The organism is Streptococcus caledonicus (assembly GCF_042656225.1).
GTDB lineage: Bacteria > Bacillota > Bacilli > Lactobacillales > Streptococcaceae > Streptococcus > Streptococcus caledonicus.
Genome location: NZ_JBHSOJ010000031.1, coordinates 58,050 through 84,277 on the forward strand (window position 1 = coordinate 58,050; position 26,228 = coordinate 84,277).

Consider the following 26,228-nt stretch of genomic DNA (forward strand, 5'->3'; position numbering starts at 1 on the left):
TTTATTTATAATGTTCCTTCGCCATTTTGAAATTCATGATCATAATGTAGATATGAATACTAACTGCAATAAAAATTCCTGTTAATTCTACTTTTTGGAAGATAACAGACATGAAAAATAGAAAGACGTAAATGGCTGGTAATATAAGGCCACTAAGGGTCATCACAATCTCAAAAGATATTTTGTAATTGGCTTGAAGCTCTGCTTCATCCAGTTGAAGGACGTTATTTTTCAATTCTTTCAAAGTTGGTGTCAAAGTGGTTCTGCGACCACGAACACGGTTAGAAAGGGAAAGCAAGTGCATCTGTAAACCAGCTGATACCATCAATGCAACAAAAGCATAGATTGGAAACTGAAGTTCAGCCGAATCATTTGAAAATAACAATTTGTACCCTAGCAACATATTGGCAAAGGATAAAATCAATGCAATACCTACAAATACTTGAGCGTAACTAGTCTGACGACCAAGTAAACTGTAAAGTTTCTCTTGTTCTTCATCATCCTCACTCATCTCGTAATTTACAATTCCTTTCCGAATACGGAAAATATAGATAATAGTCACTAAAAATAGTAATACAATAAGAGCATAAATCACGTACTGAATTATTTCCACAATCATTGCCACTGGAAATTTTACTCCACCTTCAAGACCAAAATATCCAATCGCAAAACCAAGTGGACCCCCAATTAGGGCACCTATCAACATCCCTTGAACAAGCTGCTTCAGTAGCCTTACACCGTTACTATCTTTTTCTTTAATCTTTAACATTTTTTCTCTCCTTTACTTTCTTCTCAATGTCGTCAAGGTCCGTTGTCAATAGAATAAATGGTATAAGAAATTCCATAACACTCAGATCACTTTTTGGCAATACAGACAGGTCACTCAAAATCACGAATCCAAATAGCAGGATAATAATGCCTAATACCATCAACTGCCATTTACGAGAACTCACTAAGCGATCTCTCACCAAAAGATACATTCCTGATAATACATAAACTATCCATGTCACAGGAAGGCTGCTAGAGCCATGAACTAAATCTAAACCAAATAGAAATACTCCCGCTACAATAAAGACAATTCCTACTCCTTTATAAAATTTCATAACTGCCTCTTCTTAGTCCTCTTCGACCAAACTAAACACATTTTCGACAGGTTCTTTAAAAACCTGAGCAATCTTCATGGCAATAACGACTGAGGGGGTGTATTCCCCTCGTTCAATCAGACTGATGGTTTGACGAGAAACATCTGCTAATTTTGCCATTTCAGTCTGATTAACACCGTCACGAGCTCTTAACTCCTTGAGACGATTTTTTAAGACTTGCATACTTCTTACTCCTCTACATCAATAGATTTGATATCATCTAGACGAACAATTTTGGTGAAGACTTTACCTTTTTTATCGGTCCGTTGCAATTTTACCCAATCCTCATCGACTTCAAGAATAGTCCAAGTATGAGTTGTTTCAAAACTAGAATCAAAAGTAATTTTTGCAACCTGATTCAGCATTTTTTGAATAATCTGTGACATCTGATTTTCTCCTTTGTTTCTTTTTTCTAATCTATTGAGTTTTCGTTGTAATTTTTTGTGTTTATCTGCATAAAATAGCCAGAAAATAAAAGCGACTACACCAAAATATTCCATACCTATCTCCTCGCTCTGAGCCATTTCACTAGGTTGTAGCCACCACTTACAATTGCTGGAACTAGACAAAGTAAAATTTCAAATGGAAGGTGTTTACCTGTCCGCCACCACTGTATCATCTCAACCCAAAGCATGATAACAGATAGAAAAGCAACCACATTGAACACATGTGTTCCAGTAATGACAATTTCTTTTCCTTTTTTAGTTTCAAACGTTCCTTTAACCAATGGTTCTTTAGTCATGATAGTTTCTCCTTACGTTCTCTATCTTTTCTCGATATATTTGTTTTCAAAATGTGTAGCAATCTTGTAGCTTATAATGCCTAGTAGCATAAGATAAATAGTCTTATCCAACGATAGCTCCCCAGATACTATCCACGACCATAAGTCTTTTAACAGCAATATCGTAACACCAACAACACAAAATCCGATAAACACAGCTTTAACAAATTCAACTAATTTCATTTCAATTCTCCCTTACCTTAATCTTATGACTGCCTTTTACTTTTCTTTAACTTTTTATCAACCATAACTAAGACAACTGTTGTCACTAATGGTGGGAAGAGATAGCTTATCGCTCCCAACTCTCCCGTAAATCCAAGACTGTTAAGCACTAGCATCACTAGCATGTTGATTAAAAATAGAGATAGGAATAGTGTTATGTATTTAAATAAAACCTGTTTTGTCATCCTAGTCCTCTTTCCTCGCTTGCTCAGTCATTTGCGTCTTCTTGTCCTTTTTATCTTCTTCAAGAAGGATAATCACCATCATCACGTTCATTAACCAAGTCATTTCAATATAATCCCAAATGATACCTAAATCCCATTTACCTAAAAGGAAGTAATGAGAAACAAAACTAAATAGAGCAAAAAATAATTGTGCACCTAAGCAAATATAAAGAATATGCCTAGCCGTTAGAGTGATTGCTTTAGTTTCTTGTTGCGTTTTCATAAGAACCTCCTTTTTGTATCCGTTTTCTTTATGAATTAAGTGTAACATATCATTTTAATTTTGACAAGTATCATAGTCAAAAAGATAAAGATTTTTGTCAAAAATATCATGAACATAGTCAAAACGAACAAAATCTTATCAAAATGATACCTAATTGGTAATTTACATCATCTGATTATTAAAAAAGAGACTGACATCGGTCAATCTCAATTCATTACTATTTTAAATGTTGGCTCAAATTTTCGATATCACGTGGACGTGTTCGGCAACAACCTCCCACAACCTTAGCTCCCAACTGATGCCAATTGATTGTATTTTCTAACAAGCTATGACTGTGGTCAGCATTTGAAGTCCAAGTTTGGCTTGCTCCGTCATAAACTTCTCCAGAATTCGGATAGGTCACAAATGGCTTGTCTGTCAAGGCTCTTAATTGGCTTAGAAAGTCTTGATAAACAGCTGGCGCAGTACAGTTAAGCCCTACTGCTAAGACTTGTTTGCTTGCATTAATCAGCTCTGCTATTTCTTTAATAGAAGTTCCATCAGAAATCGACTGACCATCTTGAGAGGTAAAACTCATGTAAGCTTCAACGTTTGGAAATTCTTCTGTCAATAGTTCAATCAAAGCCCTAGCCTCTAAAGCATTTGGAATGGTCTCTAGTGCCAGTAACTCACTGCCATGCTCCAGAAGAATTTCAATACGACGACGATGAAAAAACTTCAACTCATCCAGACTAATATCGCCATAAGCACCATTATATTCAGAACCAGCTGCGAGGTAAGCTGCATATGGTCCCACGTCTCCTGAAATGAGAGGATAAGCACGATTAGCTTTTTCTTCATCTGTTAATGTTCCCCAAACATTATCCCTAGCTTCTTTGGCTAAATCAACCGTCAAACCAATCAATTGTTCTGCTTCTTCTTGAGACAATCCAGCCTCAAACAAACCAGGGAAGGTCGCTTGATAGGTTGACGTCGTTACTAAATCAGCACCTGCTTTAAGGTAATCCTCGTGGATTTCCCTAATCAAATCTGGATTTTCCAAGAGGTACTTAGCAGACCAGAGTTTCCCAGAGACATCGTGACCTCGAAATTCTAACTCCGTTCCTAAAGCACCGTGTAAAATAATGTATTCTTGCGTCTCTAAAAGTTCTTTAAAACGTCCCATAACAATCCTTTCCAGCACTTACCATTTTTTAAAGCGAATGTAGTGGTAAATGTAGCAAACCACCATAAATGGTACACCAAAGTAAAGACCTGCTCGTTGTGATGGATCCCAGCCAATTCCAATAATGGAAATCACAAGCAAAATAACTGTCATCCAAGGAAGAACTGGAGAAAACGGCGTCTTATATTCCAATTCGTCTTCACTGTGTGTTTTTAAAAATTCCTTACGAAAACCAATTTGAGCCAACGGAATTGCCAACCAAGCAATGACAACCGCAAAACCAGCGATGGATACAAGGGCAAGGAAAATCGTATCTGCTGCATAGATGGAAGCAACAAGAGCAATAATCACACCCACCATTGACAACAGCATCCCACGCATCGGTACACCATGTTTGTTAATCTTAACCAAATTTTTGCTAATCATGCCTTCATTTGCTAAAGACCAGAGCATACGGCTTGAGGCATAAAGACCTGATGTTGAGGCTGACAAAATTGCCGTCAAAATAATGAAGTTCATAATATCAGCGGCATAAGGAATACCGATTTTATCAAGCACAAGAACAAATGGTGCTTCTGTCACTCCTGCTTCTGACATTGGTAAAAGCGCTGCTAGGACAAAAATAGTCAGTACGAAGAAAGCAACCAATAAACCAATCGTAGATTTGATAGCCTCTGGCACAGCCTTTTTAGGATTATCCGTCTCACCAGCTGCTATACCAATCATCTCAACACCAGAAAAAGCATAGTTAACAGAGAGCATTACTGAAATAACACCGATAGCCCCACTAGGAAGAAGCCCATTGGCTGTAATGTTGTTAAATAGCGGAGCACCGCTTGTTCCCTCAAAAGGCAAAATGCCAAAAATAGCGAGAGTCCCGAGGACGATAAAGGCCATAATGGCATAAACCTTGATAGAAGAGAGGTAATCTTCCGCAGTAGCAAACCAGCCAACCGACAACATGTTTAACCCAAATACTATAGCAGCAAAAATCGTGGCAAAAATCCAAATAGGAACATCTGGAAACCAGCGCTGCATGAGCTGAGCTGCACCGACAAATTGAGAAGCTAGAGCAACCACCCAGCACAACCAATACATCCAAGCCACCATAAAGCCAGTTCCAGGACTGATAAACTTGGTCGCATAAGTATGAAATGAACCTGTAACTGGCATAGCGACCGACAACTCTCCTAAGGAAAACATCACCAAGTAAACCATGACAGCCCCAAAAAGATAGGCAGCAATCGCTCCAAAAGGCCCAGCTTGAGCAATCGTGTAACCCGAACTCAAGAATAATCCAGTTCCAATAACACCACCAATTGATAACATCCGAAGATGACGGCTAGTCATCTGTCGATTAAATTGTCCTTCATTTTCAAAATTATGATTTTCCATAACCCCTCCTAAAATAGATATTAGAGCTATACTAACATAATTTCAAGCAAAAATACATGTGTCTTTTTCCATAGATGGTTATAATTTGAAACTATACCTGAAACTTTCAGAAAACACCGTCTCACTCCATAGCTTGGCAAAAAAAGACTGACATAGGTCAATCTTTAGTCAATTTTATAAAAGAATAAATCAGGATCTGAAATTTGATAAGCTTGTCCAGTTAAAATACGGTCTCGTGTACTATCCGAAGCATCAGGATATACATCTGGAGGCATCACTTTTCCTGCTGGAATGAAAACCATAGCAAATCCTGTTCCCTGAGAATGTCGGACACTCCCAGTAACGATACCTTCTGTTATCCCACCCCAATAAGTACTTTCAATTATCAAGTCATCTGCAACCAAACCATCTTTATCTAAAATATAGGTTTGTCCTTTAGCGTTTTGCCAAGTACCCACAACACTCGAAAAATCACCTGCTAGGATTTGTTCTAAATTCATTGCATTTTGAATTGGTTCTACGGTTATTATATTTTGAGAAGCTTCTAGAGTTGTTTCAGTAGTTACCGTGGTTTCAGTTTGACTAGTCATAGTTGTTGTCGTAGAGCTGGTTTGGCTTGTCGTTGTACGTGTTACCTTTGTTTCAGTCTGTTTCTTAGTTTCTGACTCTTTTTTACCAGCACATGCGACAAGTAACACTGGTAGACTACACAAGACGATTCCTTTATAAAACTTGTTCATATCAAACACCTCTATTTTTTAATAAATGTCAGGGTTTCACTATCAACCTCCATGCCCAATTGATAGGTTTGCTCTGCTATTTTTTCCACGTAACCCAAAAGCTCCAAAGCCTCCACAAAAATGTCCCTACGCTTCTGCTTTACCTCATTTTTTCGGCCAAACTTAAGCAAAAAAGTCGTTAGATACTTAAGGGCATACTCGGGATTAACATCACCTAAAATCTCATATAGTTCCTTTTGTTTTTCTGAAAAAGACTGCGCAGTTCTCAGTTTATGAAAGTAATTGGCAAGTGTCAGCTCCTCACGCGTGAGGCTGGATGACTCGACAAGCAGAACATCGTTGGTGTGATTTACAAGAACTGTCTCAAATGACAATGCCAATAGCTCCCCGTAAACGGGTGACTCTGTATCAACCATGATATGACTGTCTAAAGTCACTTCCTCAACCGTCTCAAGGAAGGGCAAATTCAGCCTGTAATGCTTATTTTCACGCAAAATATAACCCGCTTGAATATAATCCTCAAGTTGCTTATCTAAGTTTTTAACCTCAGGAAAATCTCGTTTGATGTGACGTAAAATGACCTCATCATGACTATTAAGATAATTGATCAAGTCTTTAAAAAAAGGCTGTCCCGTGAGTTTTGTTGGATTAAAAATGATTATCATAAAATCATTATAACAAAATAGGCCAAGACAAAAAAGTCTTAGCCTAATGACTCTATTGAGATTTCATGTTCCAGTCATTGTCATGATGACATCAAAATTATTTTACTTGTTCCATTGTATTGGAGACAACTGTTTTATTGAGAGCTCCAATACCATAATTAGCGATGGTACCATCGGAATTAATGAAGATATGCGTCGGGAATGACCTAACTTGGTAGCTTGTTAAAAAGCTATGATTCTCTTCAAAGTAAACTGGGTAAGTCACACCCAAATTAGTTGCTTCTTCTAAAATTTCTTTTTTACTAACATCACGTGTCCTATTATTTCCCATTCCTTCATCATTCGGTGAAGCTACTGATAAAAATACCCAATCTTCTTTTTCTTTAACCTCTTGATAGACTTCTTCCAACTCAGGCATTTCCATACGGCAAGGTGGACACCAAGTTCCCCAAACATTGATATAAACTTTTTTACCTTTAAGATCCGCCAAGGTCAACTTAATTCCATCATCAGCAACTAACTCAAAATCAGGCGCCTGACTACCTTTTGTCAAAATGACAGTGTCTGTTGATTGTTGCGTTTTTTTCTCTTCTTTTCTTAAACCATCACAGCCTACTAAAACCAAGGCAAAAAGCATTACAAAAACAACTGATAATAATGTTCTATTTTTCATGAGAAATCTCCTAAAATAAATTCCAAATAAGTGAGCAGGCAATCCCGATTAACAGAATACCTGAGAGAAGCTTAGTATAATGCATCCATTTCTGACCTGACTTAAAGAGCGCCAGCATTTTTTGCGAAAAGAAAGCCAATAAAACAAAGGGAAAAATAAAGCCTAAACAATAAACAGCCACTAAAACTGAGCTTAACCAACCTGTTTGACTAGAAGCGTAAAGGAAGACACTAGCAAGAATCGGACCAATACAAGGAGTCCAAGAAAAACTAAAGGCAAATCCCATAACCAAAGCAAGCAATGGTGTCATCTTTTGACCGCTTCTATAAACCTTATGCTTGGCTGAAATCTCTTTGAAAAAAGCTGGAATTTTCAGAAACCCTAACTGAAAGAGGCCAAACATTAAAATCATAACCGCACTCAATCCTTGGAGGAAAAAACTGTGCTGAAGAAAATAGCGGCTAAGATAACTTGAAGCAAACGTTAATAAAAAGAAGGTCAGTGATATTCCAGCAACAAAAAACAAGGTATTAACCACAACCTTATACTGTGTCTTTTGAGAGTTTCCGTCACCATTTCCAGCTAAAATACCTACATAGACAGGTAAAATTGGCAAAACACAGGGAGAAAAAAATGACAACACCCCTTCTAGAAATAAGGTTACTATTTGAACAATATTCATAATCATTTCCTAACTTTAACTTGTATGATTTAATGATAACAACACTATTGCGTCTTGTCAAATTTAAAAACTCTCAACTGTATGAGAGTTTTAATTTTAAGATTAAGGTTTAATACGGTGCAACATACGTGGGAATGGAATAGCTTCACGAATATGTTTTGTACCTGCTACGAATGTTACCATACGTTCGATACCGATACCAAAACCACCGTGGGGTACAGAACCATATTTACGGAGGTCAAGATAGAATTCATACTCAGTCTTATCCATACCAAGTTCGTCCATTTTCGCAACAAGGGCATCGTAATCATCTTCACGCATTGAACCACCGATAATTTCGCCGTATCCTTCTGGAGCAAGCAAGTCTGCACAGAGCACACGCTCTGGGTTGCTAGGTACTGGTTTCATGTAGAAAGCTTTAAAGCTTGCTGGGTAGTTCACAACAAAGGTTGGAACACCAAAGTAGTTTGAAATCCATGTTTCATGTGGTGAACCAAAGTCATCACCATGCTCAAGGTGTTCGTAATCTGTATCGTCATCATTTTCGTGTGCTTGAAGAAGGTCAATCGCTTCATCATAAGATACACGTTTGAATGGATGGTCAATGTAGCTCTTAAGGAGTTCTACGTCACGCTCAAGCGTTTCAAGTGCTTGTGGCGCACGGTCAATAACCCCTTGGATAAGGGCTTTAACATAAGCCTCTTGAAGATCAAGCGACTCCTCATGAGTTAGGAATGAATACTCAGCATCCATCATCCAAAATTCTGTCAAGTGACGACGTGTTTTTGATTTTTCAGCACGGAAAACTGGTCCAAAGTCAAAGACACGTCCAAGTGCCATAGCCCCTGCTTCAAGATACAATTGACCTGATTGGCTCAAGAAAGCTGGTTGACCGAAGTAATCTGTTTCAAATAATTCTGTTGAGTCTTCGGCTGCATTTCCTGAAAGAATTGGGCTATCAAATTTGATGAAGCCATTTTTCTCAAAGAACTCATAAGTGGCATAGATGATAGCATTACGAACTTGTTGGATAGCCATTTGTCTACGTGAACGCAACCATAAATGACGGTTGTCCATCAAGAAATCTGTTCCATGCTCTTTTGGTGTAATTGGGTAGTCAGCTGATTCACCAATCACTTCAAGATCTATCACATCCAACTCGTAGCCAAATTTTGAACGCTCATCTTCTTTAACAATTCCTGTGACATATACAGATGTTTCTTGGCTAAGGCGTTTGATAGCATCAAACTTAACTGTTCCTTCTTCTTCACCAAATGTTTCAATAAAGTTAGGCTTAAAAGCAACCGCTTGGAAGAAGGCTGTTCCATCACGTAACTGTAGGAACGCAATTTTTCCTTTACCTGACTTGTTGGCAACCCAAGCACCAATCGTTACTTCTTCGCCAACATACTGGCTCACTTGATTTATTGTAACTAATTTTCTAGACATGTTCTCTCTTTTCTTATTAAAATTTTATTCTAATACTAAATTCTCAAATGATTTAAGCTTCCATAAACGCTCTGATACGTCTGACAGCTTCTCTTAAGGTATCCAAATCGGTCGCATAGCTCATTCGAATATTTTCTGGAGCTCCAAATCCTTCACCAGTCACCAAAGCGACTCCTGCTTCTTCCAAAATAGCATTGGTAAAGTCTGTGACATTATCATAGCCTTTCATTGCCATAGCTTTTTTGACATTCGGGAAAAGATAAAAGGCACCTTGTGGCTTGTTAACCTCAAAACCTGGTACTTCGCACAGTAAAGGATAAATGGCATTCAGACGTTCTTCAAAAGCCTGACGCATTTCCTCTGTAGAAGTTTGGTTACCTGTTAAAGCTTCAATGGCAGCATATTGAGCAGCTGTGGTCAAATTTGACGTTGTCTGGCTAATGATTTTCCCCATAGCAGAGATAATTTCAGCATTCCCTACCGCAAACCCAACGCGCCAACCTGTCATCGAATAGGCTTTAGCAACACCATTGACAACAATTGTTTGCTCACGAATGACCTCAGAAATACTAGAAATTGGTGTAAATTCTGCTCCATTATAAACCAAGCGTCCATAGATATCATCAGCCAAAATTAAAATACTATTGACAACAGCCCAATTACCAATCGCTTCAAGCTCCTCACGACTATAAACAGAACCTGTTGGATTTGATGGAGAGTTAAGCAACAATACTTTTGTCTTATCTGTGCGAACTGCTTCTAGCTGCTCGACCGTTACCTTAAAATCTGTCGCTTCTGTCGTTTGAACAAAGACTGGCTTACCCTCAGCAATGATAACCTGCTCCGAATAAGAAACCCAATAAGGCGTTGGAATAATGACCTCATCGCCTGCATTTAACACCGCCATGAAAAAAGTATAAAGGATAAACTTAGCTCCCGTTCCAGCAACAACTTGATTGGGAGAAACCTTATAGCCATAATAATTTTCCATATAAGTAGTGATGGCCGTTTTTAAATTCGGAAGACCACTAGCCACCGTATAAAATGAGGCTGAGCCATTCTCGATAGAAACAATACCTGCATCACAAATGTGCTTAGGCGTTACAAAATCAGGCTCACCAACCGTCAGACTAATAACATCTCGTCCTTCTGCTTTCAAGGCCTTAGCTCTAGCTGCTGCCGCCAAAGTAACGCTTTCTTCCATTGCTAACACACGATTTGATAAAACTGTCATAGTCCCTCCTTGGTTCCTCTGTAGGAAACTTGGGGAAATAGCTAAGCAGACACTTTGAACTGACTTCCATCACTATTTCCGATAAATGATATTTATCTTCTCATTATATCAGACTTTATCAAAAAAATAACCTATTTCTGTAAGAATTTTTGGAAAGCTTTGAATTTGTAGCTCAGTTTGTTCAGAAAGTGACTCTTGAATCTCTTGACCATACGATTTTGTCACAAGTCTCTTATCTAAAATAATAACAGCAGAGGTCTGATTCTTTCGTCTGATACTCCTCCCTAAAGCCTGCTTTAAACGTAAAATAGTTAAGGGTAAGTGATAGTCATAAAAAGGCTCTTTCCCGCTTTCTCTTAGGTAATTATCCATTTTCTGACTAATTGCTGTCTGAGGATTATCAAAAGGTAGGCGGCTTATCACCGTAATTAACTGATTCTGGTTGGCAAAATCCATTCCCTCCCAAAAAGCACCTGCTCCCAATAACAGTTGACTTTCCCCTCTATCAAACCTTTTTTTGAGACTAGTTGCCTCTCCATTTCGGTGCTGACAAAGGTGAGCAATTCCCCATTCTTCTAAAATTTGAGAAAACGCCAGCATCATTTTATTAGAGATAAAAAGTACCAATACTGGCTTATCTAACAGCAGTAAATCCTTAATCCGCTCTGCTATTTCATAAAGGTAGCGTCTTGTAGAAACTTCCATAATATCTGGCATGCTACTATCCACAAAAAGCTTCTGGCTTACCTCATAAGGTTTTGAAAAACTATCTAAACTATAGTCCTCGTAACCAAGTAAATCTGCCACGGTAACATGATGCCCTATTTGTAAAGTCGCTGAAGTAAAGTAGGTTTTTTGAGTTTCTGGAAGAAACTTTGGGAGAGACATAAAATCTAGGCTCGCACTTTTCAACACTAAACGTCGATAATCAGAAAACACCTCTTCCTCAATCCATATCTGATTGAATGGTTTATCCAAAAGTTTCTTCAATTCTACAAGAATAGGTAACTCCAACTCCTTCAGATATAGTCTCAACTGTGCTAAGGTATCTTCATCTGGTTGCTTCCCGCTATCAGAAAACTGTTGCGACAGATGATTTAATTCAAATTGAATCCCTTCTAAGAGACGCCTATGTAGGGTATTTTGCACATCATTGAAGCTCTGCTCGATTTCTTCTAAGAATGTTTTAATATTACCGCTTCTATGTGAAAAAGCTTCTAAGTTAAGAAAAAATCTCTGAGCTTCATCAACAACCAATGTTTTGCCTGCTACAAAGTTCTTATCAGCCTCTACTCTAGTTAAAAAATAAGCATGATTTGTCACGATAATCTTGCTCATTTTCGCCAACTGATAATGTCGTTCCCAAAAATCATAATCTGCAAAGAAACTTCTCCGACTTAAATCACCATCATGTTGAATTCGAGAAAAATACGCTCCAAAACGCTGCTTTTGACCAATTTCATCCATATCTCCGGTTTCAGTCTCACAAAGCCAGACCAAGATCTGCATTTTGTAGCGGTTAACCACTGGATTTTGATCAACTGTCATTAAACTCTCCAAAAATTTATCTAAACTGATATAGTTTTTAGGACTCTTCAAACTCTGAGCAGAAACATTAAAAACCTCCTCTAAACGCTTGATTTCCCCTAACATCATCTGATCTTGGAGCACCTTAGTTGGTACTGTAACGATAATTTGCCCAACATCTGGATTGGCCAAAAGTGGCAACAAATAGCCATAGGTTTTTCCAATGCCAGTTCCTGCTTCAATAAAGGCAGGGTTTCTGTCGCTAAACCGCTCTGCTATTTTTTCTGAAAAAAGCTGTTGCTGAGGACGCTTATCAAGATCTAAAAGCGCTAAATTCATTTCAAAATCTTGAGATAGTTGCCGCTGAGCTCCAAAACTATGAGGTCTTTTCAAAACCAATCCGCCTATTTCAATCAACTCAGGGCTAAGCGGCTCTGCCTTTTTACCTCGATAAATATCATCAATAATAAGCCTTGTCTCAAAAAGCAAATAGTCGCTAAAATCAAGAATCCTCTCTAAGGTGATGAGTGGTAAGCTTCTGATTTTTGCCTGCAAATGTAACAGTAACTCTGCTGTCGCCCGCGCATCAGCAATCGCGGTGTGGGCATCTAGTAATTCAATTCCCAAGAACCGAGCGAGATTTTCGAGAGTATAGCGTTCCAAATTTGGAAAGAAAATTTGAGATAACTCCACTGTATCAACCAAAGGAGAACGTAACTCAAATCCCTCCATAAAAAGTTCCTCCGCCAAGAGATTGGCATCAAACTTAACATTGTGGGCAACAAAAATAGCACCATCAATCAAGTCAAAAATGGCTTTAGCAACTTGAGAAAAATCAGGTGCTTTTGCCAATCGTTCATCTGTTAAACCTGTTAAGGAAATAATATGATCACTCAAGGCCTCATGGGGATTAACGTCACTTTCAAACGTCTCTACAACCTTACCATTTTCCAGAATAACAATTCCAACTTGAATAATTTTAGCAAGACTAGAAGCCGAGGTCGCTTCTAAATCCACGATAGCATACCGTGTTCTATCCATTTGTTTCATAAAACCTATTATAGCGCTTTAAAGCAAAAATTTCTAATACTTTTAAGCCCTCAATAACATAAAAGAACCAACTTTTTACAGAAGGTTCTTTAGAATCAACTATTAATCTACTAACATTGCTTAATACTTTTACATTTTAATCGTTTCGTCCTAAAATGCGGAGCAAGCTAAGGAAGAGATTGATAAAGTCAAGATAGAGACTAAGCGCCATCGAAATTGCCCAGCCATCTCCCACACGACCACCAGTTTGTTGATAAACCTGTTTAATCATCTGGTTATCATAAGCAATCAAACCTGAGAAAATCAAAACAGATAATATACTAATAATATAACTCATGGTCCCAGAACCAATAATCATATTTACTAAACTAGCAATCAATATACCAATCAAAGCAGCAATGAGAGCCTTTCCCATGCTAGACAAATCTTTTTTTACGGTCACACCTACAATTGCCATCGCTCCAAAGACCAAGGAAGATGATACAAAAGCTTGAAAAACAGTCGTTTGGGCATACATCAGTAGGATAAAGCTAAGGGTAAAACCATTAAGAGCAGAATAAGTTAAAAAGAGTGGTAAAGCCATGGGACTATTCTTGCGTGCCGCACCAGAAGCAAAAAAGACAAGTCCTAATTCCGCAAAAATTGCCAAATAATAAATCATAGGAGCATTAGCTAAAATACCGATTAAATTGTGTGGGAATAAATACAACATAACATAAGAGACAAGAGCTGACAGACCTATCCCAATACCAACCAAACCATAAATCTTAGCAAAAAAGCGACTCAAACCTGCATCGGTTTGTGTGTAAATAACATTATTATCAAATTCCATTATATAACCTCTTCATTTTATTATTGAGTACACCCAGATATGCAATACGACTCCCTAGTCAATTTTCCAACTGAGCAAACTTCTATTACTAAATCAACTTTCTAACGATTGTGACTGCCAAGTTCTTTCCGCCTGAAAAATGACCGTCTTTGCCAAACATGTCTCAGAGGAGTTGCTGCCTCCTTGATAGCCCAGTATTTATCAACCATTGTTACAATATAACCTTCTTTATAGCGAGGCGGAGCAATCGTTGCTCCCCACATATGCTTAAGAATAATGTCCTCTTCCTTACGATTCAAATCAATTAATTTTCTGGCATTACGCACGGCAATACGAGGATGCGTCCAAGCATGACCTTTTTTAAATTTGGTATCGCGCCAATCATAATAAAACATATCATGTAATAGCCCTCCACGTGCCGTAGATTTTGCATCCCACCCTAATTTCTTTGCAATTTTAAAACTGGTGTAAGCGACATTTATCGAATGCTCATAACGTGTCGAATGCTGATGTTGCACAATAGTATCTAACTTTTTAAATCGTGGATGATCAATTAAGTCCCTCACATGCGCCATAAACTCAGGGTCTTTTATGTAGTGCTCCATAACGAATCACCTCCTAAAGCCATTATACCATCTTTGCTTAAATCAAGCTGAAAATAAGTATACCAGCTGCCACTGCAACATTCAAACTTTCCGCTTGGCCAGGCATGGTTATATGAACCAGCTGATCAGCCTCTTTAGTCATCATTTCTGAAATCCCATTGCCCTCATTTCCCATAACTAAAGCAAAGCTATCAAGTTGATTGAGTTGGCGATAATCAACGGATTCCTTAGATAAAGTTGTCGCTAAAATAGGCACAGCCGACGCTTTTAACAAAGCAATCGTATCACTTGTACAATGACGCCAAATTGGCAGGTGAAAATGTGAGCCCTGCATCGAACGCAAGGTTTTTTGATTATAAATATCAGCTGTCTTATCAGACAAAAATACCCCATCAAAACCAGCCGCATCCGCTGTCCTAATCATCGTGCCTACATTGCCAGGATCTTGAACATCTTCTAAAAAGAGGTAGCGTCCCAATAGGGCATCCGGTAAACTTTTTTCACTAAAAGCCACTTCTGCGACAATTCCTTGGGGACTAGGGGAGTCAGACAGGTCTTTCAAAATTTCTGGCGTGACCACAAGAACATTCGAAAAATCATCTAGTCGTTCGACCATATCCTCTAACACAAAAATCTGTAAGATTTCTGCACCTGACTGAAGTGCTTCATCGACCAAATGCCATCCCTCAATCAGGTAAGAAAATTGACGATATTTTTTTTGAAGTAATTTTTTTGCCGCCTTAATGGTTGGATTCATTCGTGATGTTATTTTTTGCATAAAACTATTATATCAAATTTTAAAAAAACAGTTAAGAAACTTTGATTTTTATAAGAAATTCAAGTATAATGCAAGTAATGAGAAAACGAATTAAACCCATACTGATTTTGTTATTTATTAGTATCTTTCTGTTTACCTTAGTCTCTACTAAAGCACAGCACGATTATACACAAAAGCAGATTACAATAGCTAATAAAAAAATGTTAGCCGAATCAAAAGCAGCTCAAACAGCTGCCAAAAAAGCTGAAAAAGAGAAGAAAAAACAACAGGACGATGAACCACTTATTCTTAATCCTATTATTGATGTCTCCGGCTGGCAGCTACCGAGCGATATTGATTACGATACTTTATCCGCTAATATTTCTGGTGCTATTATCCGTGTCTTTGGAGGCTCACAAATTACCGCTGACAATAATGCCGCCCATACCACAGGAATTGACAAATCTTTTAAAACCCATATTACTGAATTTCAAAAACGCAGTGTCCCTGTTGCAGTCTATAGCTACGCCCTTGGTCGCAGTGTTGCTGAAATGAAAGAAGAGGCTAGGATTTTTTATGAAAATGCTTCCCCTTATGACCCTACATTTTATTGGATTGATGTCGAAGAAGTGACCATGAAAAATATGGATGCTGGTGTCGAAGCATTTCGTAAAGAACTCAAAAAACTAGGTGCTGAAAATGTCGGCATTTACATTGGAACATTCTTCATGGCGGAACAAAGTATTTCAGTTGATAAATTTGATGCTGTCTGGATTCCTACCTATGGAGATAATTCTGGTTACTACAATGCTGCGCCACAGACAGATTTATCCTATGACCTTCATCAATATACTTCAAACGGTTGGGTTAGCGGTTCATCAGGTCTACTTGATCTTAACCAAATTTCACCCGTATCTGATAATCCCAAAGCAATCTACGAAAAACTTTTTGGACCAATCAAAGAAAAAACAGAATAATCAGGTCCGATAAAACTAAGATGAAACACGTTTGTTTCGTCTTTTTGTTTGATAAACATATTGTTAGTCTCTACATTAGTTTATTCTTAATCTCTGTGCTTTGGCAATCCTCAATATTCGAAATAACTCTCTTGCTTTTACTAACATTTTAAGTTAAAATACAGTTATTAAAATTATTTTTATACACAAGGGAGTGCCTTTGGCTGAGATCGCATCTGCGAAATCCTCATTACCTGATCTCGTTAGGACGAGCGTAGGGATTGTGACAAACTGACATCTAAAAAGATGCTCCTTTGTGTATAGACAAAGGAGTTTTTATGTCTCAAAAAATTACCCCACTCGTTGAAGCAGCTATTTTTGCTGCTCTTGCTATGGTTCTATCCCTTATTCCAGATTTTGCAGAATGGTTTACCCCCTCATTTGGTGCTATTCCACTAGTTCTTTTCTCTCTACGTAGAGGAGCAAAATATGGTGTCCTGGCTGGATTGATTTGGGGATTATTGCATTTTCCTTTAGGTAAAGTATATTACCTTAGTCTTTCTCAAGTGGGTATTGAATACATTCTTGCCTTTTCTTGCATGGGATTGGCTGGTGTCATGACAGGATCTTTGCAAAAGTCACTTAAAGCCTCTAAAAAGGCTGTTGCTCTCACTTTTGCCTTATTAGGTGCCACTTTAGCAACTCTTGCACGCTATATCTGGCATTACATTGCTGGTGTTATTTTTTGGGGTTCCTATGCCCCTAAGGGTGTATCTGCCGAGTGGTATTCTTTTACGGTAAATGGCACAGCTGGCATTTTAACACTTGGTTTTGTCATCATTGTCATTACAATTTTGCTAAATACCCAACCCAAATTTTTCCAACCGCACACCAAATAAGTTTCTGACAAATAATAGACAAAATGGTATAATAGTTTTATTATACTGTTTTTATATACAAGGAGATGGTAGAAATGGCTAAAAAAGCCAAACTCAAAAAGACGCTAGTTGATCAGATTTTGGACAAAGCAAAGATAGCACATGACAGCTTCGATTTCAATGGGTTAGATGGGGACTTGCCAGACGGAATTAATCGCTCTGCTATTTTCAAAACACTAGCCCTAATCGGAGATAAGACTGGTCCTCTTATTGGAATTCTTCCTATTACCGAGCACCTATCCGAAAAAAAATTGGCTAAAATCTCTGGTAATAAGAAAGTATCTATGATTCCTCAAAAAGACTTGCAGAAAACGACGGGATACGTCCACGGAGCAAATAATCCTGTGGGTATTCGTCAAAAACACCACTTCCCAATTTATATTGACCAAGTAGCTCTAGAAATGGGGAAAATGATTGTGTCTGCTGGTGAAATCGGACGATCCATTCAGATTGAGAGTCAAGTACTTGCTGATTTTGTAGGTGCTAGTTTTGGGGATATTAAAGAGGAGTTATGAAATTCATTGGTACTAGTTGGTCTTTGTGATTATCATAATCCTTTGCACCACATTCATCAATATCTCCGTTACGTGGTAATGCCTCACAATTATACAATGTAGTCTCTCTTCACTCAGCAATTAATAGCGATACGCTTGAATCTAAACTAAGTTTAGATTCAAGCTTTTAGACTAGATGTTTCCGATCTTCATAATAGTCCAACACTGTTTCTTTGTGTAACTATTATTGATATCCCACTAGCAATACAATCATTCAAATCCGCTATGCTCTGCCATCTCTCTTAATATTGACATAGAAAAACATTAGATTTGGAGTAAAATACGAAAATGAAACTTTATTTTGTCCGTCACGGAAAAACAGAATGGAATTTAGAAGGTCGTTTCCAAGGTGCAAATGCCGACTCACCTCTTTTACCCGAAGCATTAGAAGACATTGCGGAACTAGGAGAGTATCTGTCTGATATCAATTTTGATAAAGTCTATTCAAGTGACCAGAAGCGTGCTATTGATACTGCTCAGCTTCTAATTGATAAACACAACAATGATTTAACACTTGAAACTACCGAAAGCCTTCGTGAATGGAACTTAGGTATCTTGGAAAACAAAAAAATCAGTAATATGGAAGCTATCTATCCAAAGCAGATGTATGCTTTCCGTCATAATTTAGCACAATTCAACGCAACACAGTTCAAAGCCGAATCTGTTTTTCAAGTCACTCACCGCATCTCTGATTTTGTCAAAAGTTTAAAAGATAATGATATTGAGAATGTTCTGATTATCGGACACGGCGCTAGTCTAACCGCTGCTGTACGCCATTTACTGGGCTTCTCATCTGCTCAACTCCGTCGTGCAGGTGGTCTTGAAAACGCTAGTGTGACTATTTTAGAAACAGAAGATTTTAACCATTTTGATCTTGTAACTTGGAACGATAAAGAATACCTAAATCGAAAAAAGCAATTTAAAGTCGTCTCATAATAAATGGAAAATCAAAGCAAGCAAAGAAAGCTATTAGCTCAAAGCGAGTGGCTTTCTTTGTTTTTCTACTATTTAAAACCTAATAGCAAAAGAAAAAAAACGAAAAAACATCTACAACAAAGAAGAGATTGCTAGACAAGTTGCTCTGGGCACAAAAGAGTCCAAAGAAAAATCTCGTCATCTCACACAACAAGAAAAAATGTCCATTATCAAAGCTAAACAAGAAAGATATTATACGACTGATGATGGTTATTTTTTTGCCCCAACAGATATCATTGGAGATTTTACTGAAGCATATTTAGTACCTCATGGTAATCATTTCCACTATATACCTAAAAAAGATCTATCTCCTCGTGAACTAGCAAAAGTACAGCAATATTGAAATTAAAAGAATGGAAAAATAATGTTTCAGAAAATACTTCTGTACTGGGCACCTAACTGCTATACACTATCAGTTATAGGAAAAACAGGCCATACCACCATCTTCAATAACCAAACCTTTATTCAATCCAAATAATGACTTTGACAATAAATCATTTGATGAACTTTTATCTCAATGACATCATTTAGATAAAAAGTATCGCCATGTAGAGGAAGATGACGTGATTTTTGAACCAAATCAAGTGACATGAGTCAATTCATTCGGGCATATTATCCCCCCTGGCGACCATTTGCACATTATCCCACAAAACCCATTATCTGAACAAGTTACCCTAGCAAATAGATTCTTAACAGATCAGCGTCAGGCTACAGCCTTATTTCTGAAAAATTATTCTTAATAAATCACCCTCAACTGATAAGAGTCATCATTTTCTCGGTCATACTACTGCTGCTTGTGGAAAAGGCTTGGGTGGCAAAGCTTATGATACTAGCGATCATTATATATTCAGTAAAGATTCCATTATATCTGTTAATAAATTTGGTCTCACAACAAAACACAAAGACCACTATCACTATATTGCCTTTAGAGAATTAGAGCAATCAGAACCAAATCAAGCGGTCGATTCGCTTACTACTCATCATCAACTTAACAGTCTAAAAGCTGTCTTTGACAAAAATCCAACTGGTAAAGCTCCGCTATTTGATGCCAAAAAAATCACTAAAAATATACTAATAACGATAAAATCGGTCATATCATCACTCATGACACTAAATATTACTTCTACAGTCACAACGAACTTGAGCTTACACAAATTGCCTTTGCTGAACAAGAGTTGATGTTGCAAGATAGCGGTCATTATCAATATGACATTTCACCATCCTAGGACAAACACATGAAACAGATATTTCCTAATTATAGTACAGTTTAGAGTAGGTACTCTCAATGTTTTTCCTATAGCAAAACAGCTAAATAATAAAGCATCCGAAGATTGTAATACAAAAAGCTTTGTTTTCTTGCTAACAATCTTTCATGCGATTGTCCTGTCACCATCCGATATTGAACCAAAACTTGCATTAGCTGTCTCTAGTTTGCTAGGAGTACTACTTATAATACTAGCAGTTCTTTTGTCAGTCCTCATATCGACCATATCCACGTTGTACCACACTCTTGATTAACTTCTGAACAAATTGTTATAATCAAATATGTTATGTTTAAATTGATACTTATATCTATTTTTATAACGAACGATCTCAAGAGAAGCACAACAGCCTTGCCCTCTTTAAATGAGGAACAAGGCTGTTGTTAAACTGTTATTTTTCATTTTCTGCTTGACAAAGAGCAATTCAGTATGTTTAATTTTCGGAGTTTTTTTTACTACTATCTGCCTTTAACAGATTCCGTAGCAGTGTCCTCACCAAACCATTTTTCTGAAATGTCTTGATATTTACCTTCTTTATAAAGCTCTGTAAAGCCTGCATTGATTTTTTCAACCAATGTTTTATCTTTCTTACGAGCACCTACACCAAAATCACCAACTTTTAATCCCGATGAGAAGACTTTATAGTTTTCTAATTGATTAGCTTGCTTTAAATAATAATTAGCATAAACGTTATCAACTAACAAAGCATCAATACGACCATTCTCTAAATCCAAAAAAGCTTGAGTAAAGGTGTCATAAAGCACTGCATCATTATCTTTAACGATATCTTGGAGAACCTCTGGCTTATTGACAAATTCATCATAGCCAGATGAACCAGCTTGAACACCTAAAACCTTTCCTTCCATATCAGGCGTTTTTGTAATTCCAGAATCTTTTTTGGTTACTAATACCTGCTCGCTAAGCATGTAAGGATTGGTAAAGAGAACTTTCTTTGCGCGTTCTTCAGACATCGTATACCCATTCCAGATAAGGTCGATATTGCCACTATTAAGCTCATTTTCTTTCATTTCCCAACTAATTGGTTGCCACTTAACTTCAATATCGTATTTTTCAAAAACAGCATTGGCAAGATCAATGTCAAAACCAGTATTTTCACCTTTATCGTCTTCAAATCCCATCGGTACAAATGTATTATCAAAACCAATGGTAATAAACTTATCAGCAACATACTGCTCCCACTTGTCTCCGTCCGTTGCTGATTTAATATCCTTTGTTCCAGTACATGCAACCATTACTAAAGCTGTTGAGACTGCTACAAAACTTGTGATAACTTTATTCAATTTCATAATATGATACCCAAAATCTAAGTTTCTATACACAGAAGTCTTAAATGTTGTCCTTTCTAACTCTAATATCCTCTAACATTCCCCGTAAAGCGACTGTTATCGCACTACTTAGGATTAACTCTTAACATATAATCCGAAATCGTTTCTGCAAAAGCTAAATCATGGGTCACAACAATTTGTGTCATTCCTGCTTCACGATTCTGTAAAATTAATTTTTCGACTTCTTCACGAAGTTCTGGATCAAGAGCTGATGTCGGCTCATCATACCCTATAATTTCTGGATCAATCATCATAGCCCTAGCTAAGGCTACGCGCTGTTTCTGACCTCCAGATAAGGAATGTGGATAAGCTTTTGCATGCTCCTGTAATCCTAAACGTTCCAATAGTTGATGAGCTTTTTGCTCTGCTTTTTCCCGAGAAACTCCCATTGTTTTAACTGGAGATAGTGTCATATTTTCTAGGACACTAAGATGTGGAAAGAGTTGAAAATCTTGGAACACAAAACCTAGTAAATTTAAAGTTTCAAGATGATCAATAGCGACGGACTTACCATTATAAATAATCTCTCCCGAATCTATACTTTCAAGCCCTGCTAACATGCGAAGAAGTGTTGTTTTCCCACCGCCAGACGGTCCAACAAGTGAAAGAACCTTACCATCCTCTATCGTAAGATTAAAACGATCAAATATTTTTTTTGTCCCAAAACTTTTTGAAATATTTTTTAATTCAAGCATCTTTCACCTCCTATTTGTAATAGCCAAAATATTTTTCAGCCTGTTTAGACAAGAGGGTCGCAAATCCAACCATAATGAGGTAAATAGCTCCTGCATAAAACATAGGCATGAGACTTGCTTCACGGTTAGTCGCTGTCTGACTGACGCGAAAAAGCTCCGTAATTCCGACAACATGAACCAAAGAAGTATCTTTTACCAGGGTAATCACTTCATTAAAAACACTTGGCAATACAACCTTAGTTACTTGAGGTAAAATGATATAACGAACTGTCTGGAAAGAATTTAATTTTAAAACCTTAGCTGCCTCATACTGACCTTTTGGAATAGAAGCAATTCCTCCTCGGAAAATTTCAGCAAAATAAGCTGCATAATTAACTATAAATGCCACAATCGCAGAAGGTACCCTATCTAATTTGATTCCAATATTTGGTAGAACAAAAAAGAAAAAAATTAGCTGTAAAAGTAGTGGTGTTCCACGTATAATCCAAATGTATAGATGGAGGAACCACTCCAAAGGTTTAAACTTAATTTGCATTAAAAATGCGACAATGATTCCCAAAGGAATCGACAACACTAAGACGATAACAAAGATTTGTAAGGTAACCTGAGCACCTTCCCAAAGTCTTGGTAAGAGCGTCAAAAAATCGGACATGGTTTCCTCCTTCATTTAAAATAATCTATACAATTTTTCTCATCGTGGGATTTATTTTTATACCAACAACAAGAAAATTATATAGAGTCTATTATAGACTTTTTTACCAATTTTGAGAAGTATTTTTCGGTAAAATATGAAAAAACTTGGCGAACTAAGGATATGTTTTTACAATTTATTAACAAACTTCGAATCTTTTCTTTAATTATCTCCTCGATACTCATGAACGTAGTCAAGGAAAAACTGATTGACACTTGGATTATATACAAATACAAAGTATTTTCCTTCACTAGCTGAACTTTTATAGGTTACCGAAGCAGACGAAAGGTTATTATGATTTGAGAACTTATAGTAAGTCGGCGGGCCAAATAAATCAACAACTTCTTGCAGAGTTGATAAATCAGCAATACTTGCTATACTCTCCTTATCACGTTTATAGATTTTAAGCTTACTCACTTGCTCGTCAGAAATTAGTCGGTAATCATTCTCTTCTCTTGTGGAAAATTCATCACTGGAAGCATTATCATAATAATAATCAATACCAGATAAATCATAGTCTTCCTTACCATATGATATCCTAAATATCACTTTATAAACGGACTCCCCTTTAAAATCCTTAGCCTTATATTTTAACACGACTGAATTGTCATTTGGAACCGAGACTTCATCTGCCTTACCATAAGTTTTTAAAAAATCATATAAGCTAACCTCTTCATTATTCAGACCCGTTTCCATATTTAAAAATTCTTTAAAAGTAAAGGCTTGATGTTTTCCTTCTAAATCAATGAGATCCTCTGCCATATATTTTCTACTAAAGGTTTGTAATATTGGTTCCTCAGCTATCCCCTTACCACTACCATACCAATAACCTCCACATAAGCAGATTAAACACAGAAGAAAGAATACTCCTTTCTTCATCCAGAAATGTTTACGTAATACCTGAACTTCTGTAAGATAAGCATCTAAATCAGGAATTAATTCTTGAAAACCAGAAGATAACTTATTGTTATTTTTCAAATTCCTACTCCTTTTATAGGCGCTACGACTATACTAATGATTTTTAACATAACTTAATTAAATCAAGATTAAACCATCATTAATGCTCCTTAAACATCGAAAAAACCAAGAAAGATGATAATCATAGTCTGCTGAGAGGTCTTATAACCTCTCACTCCGATATGAAAGCGAGAGTGGAAGCAAACCTTAGGACATCCTCAACTTCTTGCTTAACACGTTCACTCCGAGTATAATAATATAAGCAAAAACTCTCTATTATAAATTATCTTAACATACTTAGAGCTAGATTAGCTACACCATTTTTTCAATTTCTCCTGTAGCCCAAATGAGATAATCGGAAAAAATAGAAAGCTAGGAAATTATCCCCAGCCTCTTTAAATTATAGCTTTTTAACAAACTCTGATTTTAGTTTCATAGCCCCAAAACCATCGACCTTGCAATCAATGTTATGGTCACCTTCTACCAAGCGAATATTTTTAACGCGTGTTCCTTGCTTGATATCTTTAGGGGCGCCTTTAACTTTAAGGTCTTTAATAACCGTCACAGTGTCTCCATCTGACAAACGTGTCCCGTTACTATCTAAAACAACAAGGCCATCTTCTTCAAGCTCGTTTGGATCCCACTCATACGCACATTCTGGACATACTAAAAGTACGCCATCTTCATAAACATATTCAGAGTTACATTTTGGGCAATTTGGTAAATTCATTGCTACCTCCTTCATCCTTACTGGATTTATTTTACCTTAAATTAATAAAACTGACAAGTCTCGCAAGAGAGTACCACACCGTATACGCATGAAAAAGCATGTAACTATTTTCTTCTGGCTACATGCTTTTTTAAATATTTTTGCATATTTACGCACATCCATTGGTCCCCCACTCATTTTCGCTCATATTATAGCCAAATTTTACAATAAAAAATATCATTTTTCATGAAAAATCGTCATTTGAACATAACATTTTCTTTATGTTTTTATCCTGAGACGGTGCTCGTATCAAATCCTTGTAGCAAGTTTGCTTGTGGTCTGTTAAATCTATCTATTGGACAAATTTCCTTTTTACATTCTGTCTTTAGCGACTACGTCAACCATAGCTACCTTAACACCTAAGTGGGAAAGAATTACAACTGATGCTAATACAAATTCAAAAATTATTTTTATTTCTTTTTTAGAAAGTGCGGATTCTCCAGAGGTACGGGAGAGCATCAAAGCATCCTTCAGGATGCTATTTCTAGATTTGAACCTAACTATCGCAGAGAATGATTGGCTACACATGTTGATTACGTGACAGCGTCCGACCTAATCATCCTTATAGGAGGAACTACTACAACATGGATTCTCAATTTCCGTAGCTCTTCCAAAAGTCCGTTCTTATACTGAGCTCTCTCATTTCTAAGCGCAGACTGCTGTCACTCTCCTACTTCTCAGTAACAGGCTTTGTTAGTCACTTTCCAGACTATCAAACTCCACAAGACAGTTTTACCATCATGGCAAAAGAAACGATTTAACCTCACTACATTCGTTGGTTCATCACTGATATTAGAGGAGTTAAAATTCTCATTTTGATTTTGAATAAGTATAAGTCACTTTATTTTGCAAATTAATAACCAAATAACTAAAAAAGAGCCCTAAGGCTCTCTTTCAATGATTATTTAACAAAGTCCAAAAGTGCAAGGAAGCTTTCTGGTTGAAGTGAAGCACCACCAACAAGAGCGCCATCAACGTCTGGGCAAGCCATGTACTCAGCAACGTTTGCTGGGTTTACAGAACCTCCGTATTGAACGCGAACTTTGTTGGCAACTTCTTGACCAAAGTCAGCTGCAATCACATCACGAACAGCTTTACACATGTTTTGTGCATCAGCTGAAGTAGCTGATTTACCAGTACCGATAGCCCAGATTGGTTCGTAAGCGATAACTGATGATGCTACTTGTTCTGCAGTCAACCCTTTAAGAGCTGCAGATACTTGCGCACCTACAAACTCAACAGCTTTACCTGCTTCGTAAGTTTCAAGAGACTCACCACAACAAATGATTGGAGTCATACCGTTAGCAAAGATAGCGTGTGCTTTTTTGTTGATGTCTTCATCAGTTTCATGGAAGTAGTCACGACGCTCTGAGTGACCGATGATAACATATTCTACCCCAAGATCAGCAATTGTAGCTGGGCTGTTTTCACCTGTAAAAGCACCTGCATTTTCAAAGTAGCAGTTTTGTGCTGCAACTTGTAATTCAGTCCCTTTAACACCTTTTTTCATTCCTTCAAGGAAGATAGCTGGTGAACCAATAACAGTATCAACAAGCTCGTTTGATGGGATAGCATCTTTGACAACGGCAACGAATTCGCGTGCTTCAGACGCTGTTTTGTTCATTTTCCAGTTACCAGCAATAATTGGTTTACGTGACATTTCACATACCTCTTCTATTTTTTATTTACATTGTCTATTTTATCACATTTTAGACATGA

General features: G+C 37.3%; 32 protein-coding genes, 1 pseudogene and 1 riboswitch. Of the genes and pseudogenes, 6 read left to right on the top strand and 27 right to left on the bottom strand.

The genetic code is table 11. The annotated features are described in order from the left end of the window. Position 1: 1 nt before the first annotated feature. The 20 genes from ACFPQ3_RS10395 to ACFPQ3_RS10490 form a co-directional block, all read right to left on the bottom strand. Positions 2–769 carry a DUF3169 family protein gene (locus tag ACFPQ3_RS10395; protein WP_156805578.1) on the bottom strand — a complete coding sequence of 256 codons (768 nt, stop codon included), beginning with the start codon at positions 767–769 and terminating at the stop codon, positions 2–4. Further along, positions 756–1,103 (bottom strand): hypothetical protein, encoded by a 348-nt coding sequence (locus ACFPQ3_RS10400; protein WP_156805579.1) that lies wholly within the window; start codon positions 1,101–1,103, stop codon positions 756–758. The genes ACFPQ3_RS10395 and ACFPQ3_RS10400 overlap by 14 nt, the downstream gene beginning before the upstream one ends. A gap of 12 nt (positions 1,104–1,115) precedes the next feature. Continuing rightward, complete coding sequence (locus ACFPQ3_RS10405; protein WP_156805580.1) at positions 1,116–1,325, bottom strand: helix-turn-helix transcriptional regulator; 210 nt, start codon at positions 1,323–1,325, stop codon at positions 1,116–1,118. Between the two features lie 5 nt (positions 1,326–1,330). Then, positions 1,331–1,642: a hypothetical protein gene (locus ACFPQ3_RS10410; protein WP_156805581.1), complete on the bottom strand. Its 312-nt coding sequence runs from the start codon at positions 1,640–1,642 to the stop codon at positions 1,331–1,333. A gap of 2 nt (positions 1,643–1,644) precedes the next feature. Beyond that, positions 1,645–1,884 carry a hypothetical protein gene (locus ACFPQ3_RS10415; RefSeq protein ID WP_156805582.1) on the bottom strand — a complete coding sequence of 80 codons (240 nt, stop codon included), beginning with the start codon at positions 1,882–1,884 and terminating at the stop codon, positions 1,645–1,647. Positions 1,885–1,905: 21 nt separating this feature from the next. Next, positions 1,906–2,106, bottom strand: a complete 201-nt coding sequence (locus ACFPQ3_RS10420; RefSeq protein ID WP_156805583.1) for a hypothetical protein — start codon at positions 2,104–2,106, stop codon at positions 1,906–1,908. Positions 2,107–2,129: 23 nt separating this feature from the next. Beyond that, entirely contained in the window at positions 2,130–2,330 is a 201-nt protein-coding gene (locus ACFPQ3_RS10425) for a hypothetical protein (RefSeq protein WP_156805584.1), read from the bottom strand. Position 2,331: 1 nt separating this feature from the next. Continuing rightward, positions 2,332–2,592, bottom strand: coding sequence for a hypothetical protein (locus tag ACFPQ3_RS10430; protein WP_156805585.1), 261 nt, complete (start codon positions 2,590–2,592; stop codon positions 2,332–2,334). 217 nt (positions 2,593–2,809) lie between these two features. After that, positions 2,810–3,757: a homocysteine S-methyltransferase gene (gene mmuM / locus ACFPQ3_RS10435; protein WP_156805586.1), complete on the bottom strand. Its 948-nt coding sequence runs from the start codon at positions 3,755–3,757 to the stop codon at positions 2,810–2,812. 18 nt (positions 3,758–3,775) lie between these two features. Next, the gene (locus ACFPQ3_RS10440; RefSeq protein WP_156805587.1) at positions 3,776–5,152 is read right to left on the bottom strand and encodes an amino acid permease; all 1,377 of its coding nucleotides are present in this window, start codon (positions 5,150–5,152) and stop codon (positions 3,776–3,778) included. Between the two features lie 164 nt (positions 5,153–5,316). Then, complete coding sequence (locus ACFPQ3_RS10445; RefSeq protein WP_156805588.1) at positions 5,317–5,892, bottom strand: DUF6287 domain-containing protein; 576 nt, start codon at positions 5,890–5,892, stop codon at positions 5,317–5,319. Between the two features lie 11 nt (positions 5,893–5,903). Continuing rightward, complete coding sequence (locus tag ACFPQ3_RS10450; protein ID WP_156805589.1) at positions 5,904–6,557, bottom strand: DUF1803 domain-containing protein; 654 nt, start codon at positions 6,555–6,557, stop codon at positions 5,904–5,906. A 97-nt stretch (positions 6,558–6,654) separates the two neighbouring features. Next, complete coding sequence (locus ACFPQ3_RS10455) at positions 6,655–7,230, bottom strand: TlpA family protein disulfide reductase (protein WP_156805590.1); 576 nt, start codon at positions 7,228–7,230, stop codon at positions 6,655–6,657. 10 nt (positions 7,231–7,240) lie between these two features. After that, on the bottom strand, positions 7,241–7,918 hold the full coding sequence (locus ACFPQ3_RS10460; protein WP_156805591.1) for a cytochrome c biogenesis CcdA family protein: 678 nt from the start codon (positions 7,916–7,918) through the stop codon (positions 7,241–7,243). Positions 7,919–8,014: 96 nt separating this feature from the next. Continuing rightward, on the bottom strand, positions 8,015–9,361 hold the full coding sequence (gene asnS / locus ACFPQ3_RS10465; RefSeq protein WP_156805592.1) for an asparagine--tRNA ligase: 1,347 nt from the start codon (positions 9,359–9,361) through the stop codon (positions 8,015–8,017). Between the two features lie 52 nt (positions 9,362–9,413). Next, on the bottom strand, positions 9,414–10,595 hold the full coding sequence (locus ACFPQ3_RS10470) for a pyridoxal phosphate-dependent aminotransferase (RefSeq protein ID WP_156805593.1): 1,182 nt from the start codon (positions 10,593–10,595) through the stop codon (positions 9,414–9,416). A 108-nt stretch (positions 10,596–10,703) separates the two neighbouring features. Then, positions 10,704–13,172 (bottom strand): bifunctional DnaQ family exonuclease/ATP-dependent helicase, encoded by a 2,469-nt coding sequence (locus tag ACFPQ3_RS10475; protein WP_156805594.1) that lies wholly within the window; start codon positions 13,170–13,172, stop codon positions 10,704–10,706. A gap of 136 nt (positions 13,173–13,308) precedes the next feature. Then, positions 13,309–14,004, bottom strand: coding sequence for a Bax inhibitor-1/YccA family protein (locus ACFPQ3_RS10480; protein WP_156805595.1), 696 nt, complete (start codon positions 14,002–14,004; stop codon positions 13,309–13,311). A 101-nt stretch (positions 14,005–14,105) separates the two neighbouring features. Beyond that, complete coding sequence (locus ACFPQ3_RS10485; RefSeq protein WP_156805596.1) at positions 14,106–14,609, bottom strand: HD domain-containing protein; 504 nt, start codon at positions 14,607–14,609, stop codon at positions 14,106–14,108. Between the two features lie 37 nt (positions 14,610–14,646). After that, positions 14,647–15,387, bottom strand: a complete 741-nt coding sequence (locus tag ACFPQ3_RS10490; protein ID WP_156805597.1) for a TrmH family RNA methyltransferase — start codon at positions 15,385–15,387, stop codon at positions 14,647–14,649. A gap of 77 nt (positions 15,388–15,464) precedes the next feature. Between ACFPQ3_RS10490 and ACFPQ3_RS10495 the strand changes: the two genes are divergently transcribed. The 6 genes and pseudogenes from ACFPQ3_RS10495 to ACFPQ3_RS10520 all read left to right on the top strand — a co-directional run bounded on the left by ACFPQ3_RS10495 (position 15,465) and on the right by ACFPQ3_RS10520 (position 19,968). Continuing rightward, entirely contained in the window at positions 15,465–16,343 is an 879-nt protein-coding gene (locus ACFPQ3_RS10495) for a glycoside hydrolase family 25 protein (RefSeq protein WP_156805598.1), read from the top strand. 179 nt (positions 16,344–16,522) lie between these two features. Beyond that, positions 16,523–16,620, top strand: a riboswitch (TPP riboswitch). Between the two features lie 40 nt (positions 16,621–16,660). Further along, on the top strand, positions 16,661–17,221 hold the full coding sequence (thiT, locus tag ACFPQ3_RS10500; protein ID WP_156805599.1) for an energy-coupled thiamine transporter ThiT: 561 nt from the start codon (positions 16,661–16,663) through the stop codon (positions 17,219–17,221). A 74-nt stretch (positions 17,222–17,295) separates the two neighbouring features. After that, positions 17,296–17,775, top strand: coding sequence for an aminoacyl-tRNA deacylase (locus ACFPQ3_RS10505; protein ID WP_156805600.1), 480 nt, complete (start codon positions 17,296–17,298; stop codon positions 17,773–17,775). Between the two features lie 327 nt (positions 17,776–18,102). Beyond that, positions 18,103–18,750, top strand: coding sequence for a histidine phosphatase family protein (locus ACFPQ3_RS10510; protein WP_156805601.1), 648 nt, complete (start codon positions 18,103–18,105; stop codon positions 18,748–18,750). Between the two features lie 97 nt (positions 18,751–18,847). After that, positions 18,848–19,129 (top strand): annotated as a pseudogene (locus ACFPQ3_RS10515) (pneumococcal-type histidine triad protein); the annotation flags it as partial. Between the two features lie 467 nt (positions 19,130–19,596). After that, positions 19,597–19,968, top strand: coding sequence for a pneumococcal-type histidine triad protein (locus ACFPQ3_RS10520; RefSeq protein ID WP_162012955.1), 372 nt, complete (start codon positions 19,597–19,599; stop codon positions 19,966–19,968). 541 nt (positions 19,969–20,509) lie between these two features. On the opposite strand, the gene ACFPQ3_RS10525 is transcribed toward ACFPQ3_RS10520, so the two are convergent. From ACFPQ3_RS10525 to tpiA, 7 genes are all read right to left on the bottom strand, one after another. After that, positions 20,510–21,358 carry an amino acid ABC transporter substrate-binding protein gene (locus tag ACFPQ3_RS10525; protein WP_156805604.1) on the bottom strand — a complete coding sequence of 283 codons (849 nt, stop codon included), beginning with the start codon at positions 21,356–21,358 and terminating at the stop codon, positions 20,510–20,512. A 104-nt stretch (positions 21,359–21,462) separates the two neighbouring features. After that, entirely contained in the window at positions 21,463–22,092 is a 630-nt protein-coding gene (locus ACFPQ3_RS10530) for an amino acid ABC transporter ATP-binding protein (RefSeq protein WP_156805605.1), read from the bottom strand. A gap of 10 nt (positions 22,093–22,102) precedes the next feature. Then, the gene (locus ACFPQ3_RS10535; protein WP_156805606.1) at positions 22,103–22,744 is read right to left on the bottom strand and encodes an amino acid ABC transporter permease; all 642 of its coding nucleotides are present in this window, start codon (positions 22,742–22,744) and stop codon (positions 22,103–22,105) included. 201 nt (positions 22,745–22,945) lie between these two features. Beyond that, positions 22,946–23,761, bottom strand: coding sequence for a hypothetical protein (locus tag ACFPQ3_RS10540; protein ID WP_156805607.1), 816 nt, complete (start codon positions 23,759–23,761; stop codon positions 22,946–22,948). A 379-nt stretch (positions 23,762–24,140) separates the two neighbouring features. After that, positions 24,141–24,470, bottom strand: coding sequence for a zinc ribbon domain-containing protein YjdM (locus ACFPQ3_RS10545; protein ID WP_156805608.1), 330 nt, complete (start codon positions 24,468–24,470; stop codon positions 24,141–24,143). 351 nt (positions 24,471–24,821) lie between these two features. Further along, positions 24,822–24,968: a hypothetical protein gene (locus ACFPQ3_RS10550; protein ID WP_156805609.1), complete on the bottom strand. Its 147-nt coding sequence runs from the start codon at positions 24,966–24,968 to the stop codon at positions 24,822–24,824. A 442-nt stretch (positions 24,969–25,410) separates the two neighbouring features. After that, on the bottom strand, positions 25,411–26,169 hold the full coding sequence (gene tpiA / locus ACFPQ3_RS10555; protein WP_156805610.1) for a triose-phosphate isomerase: 759 nt from the start codon (positions 26,167–26,169) through the stop codon (positions 25,411–25,413). Positions 26,170–26,228: the final 59 nt, after the last annotated feature.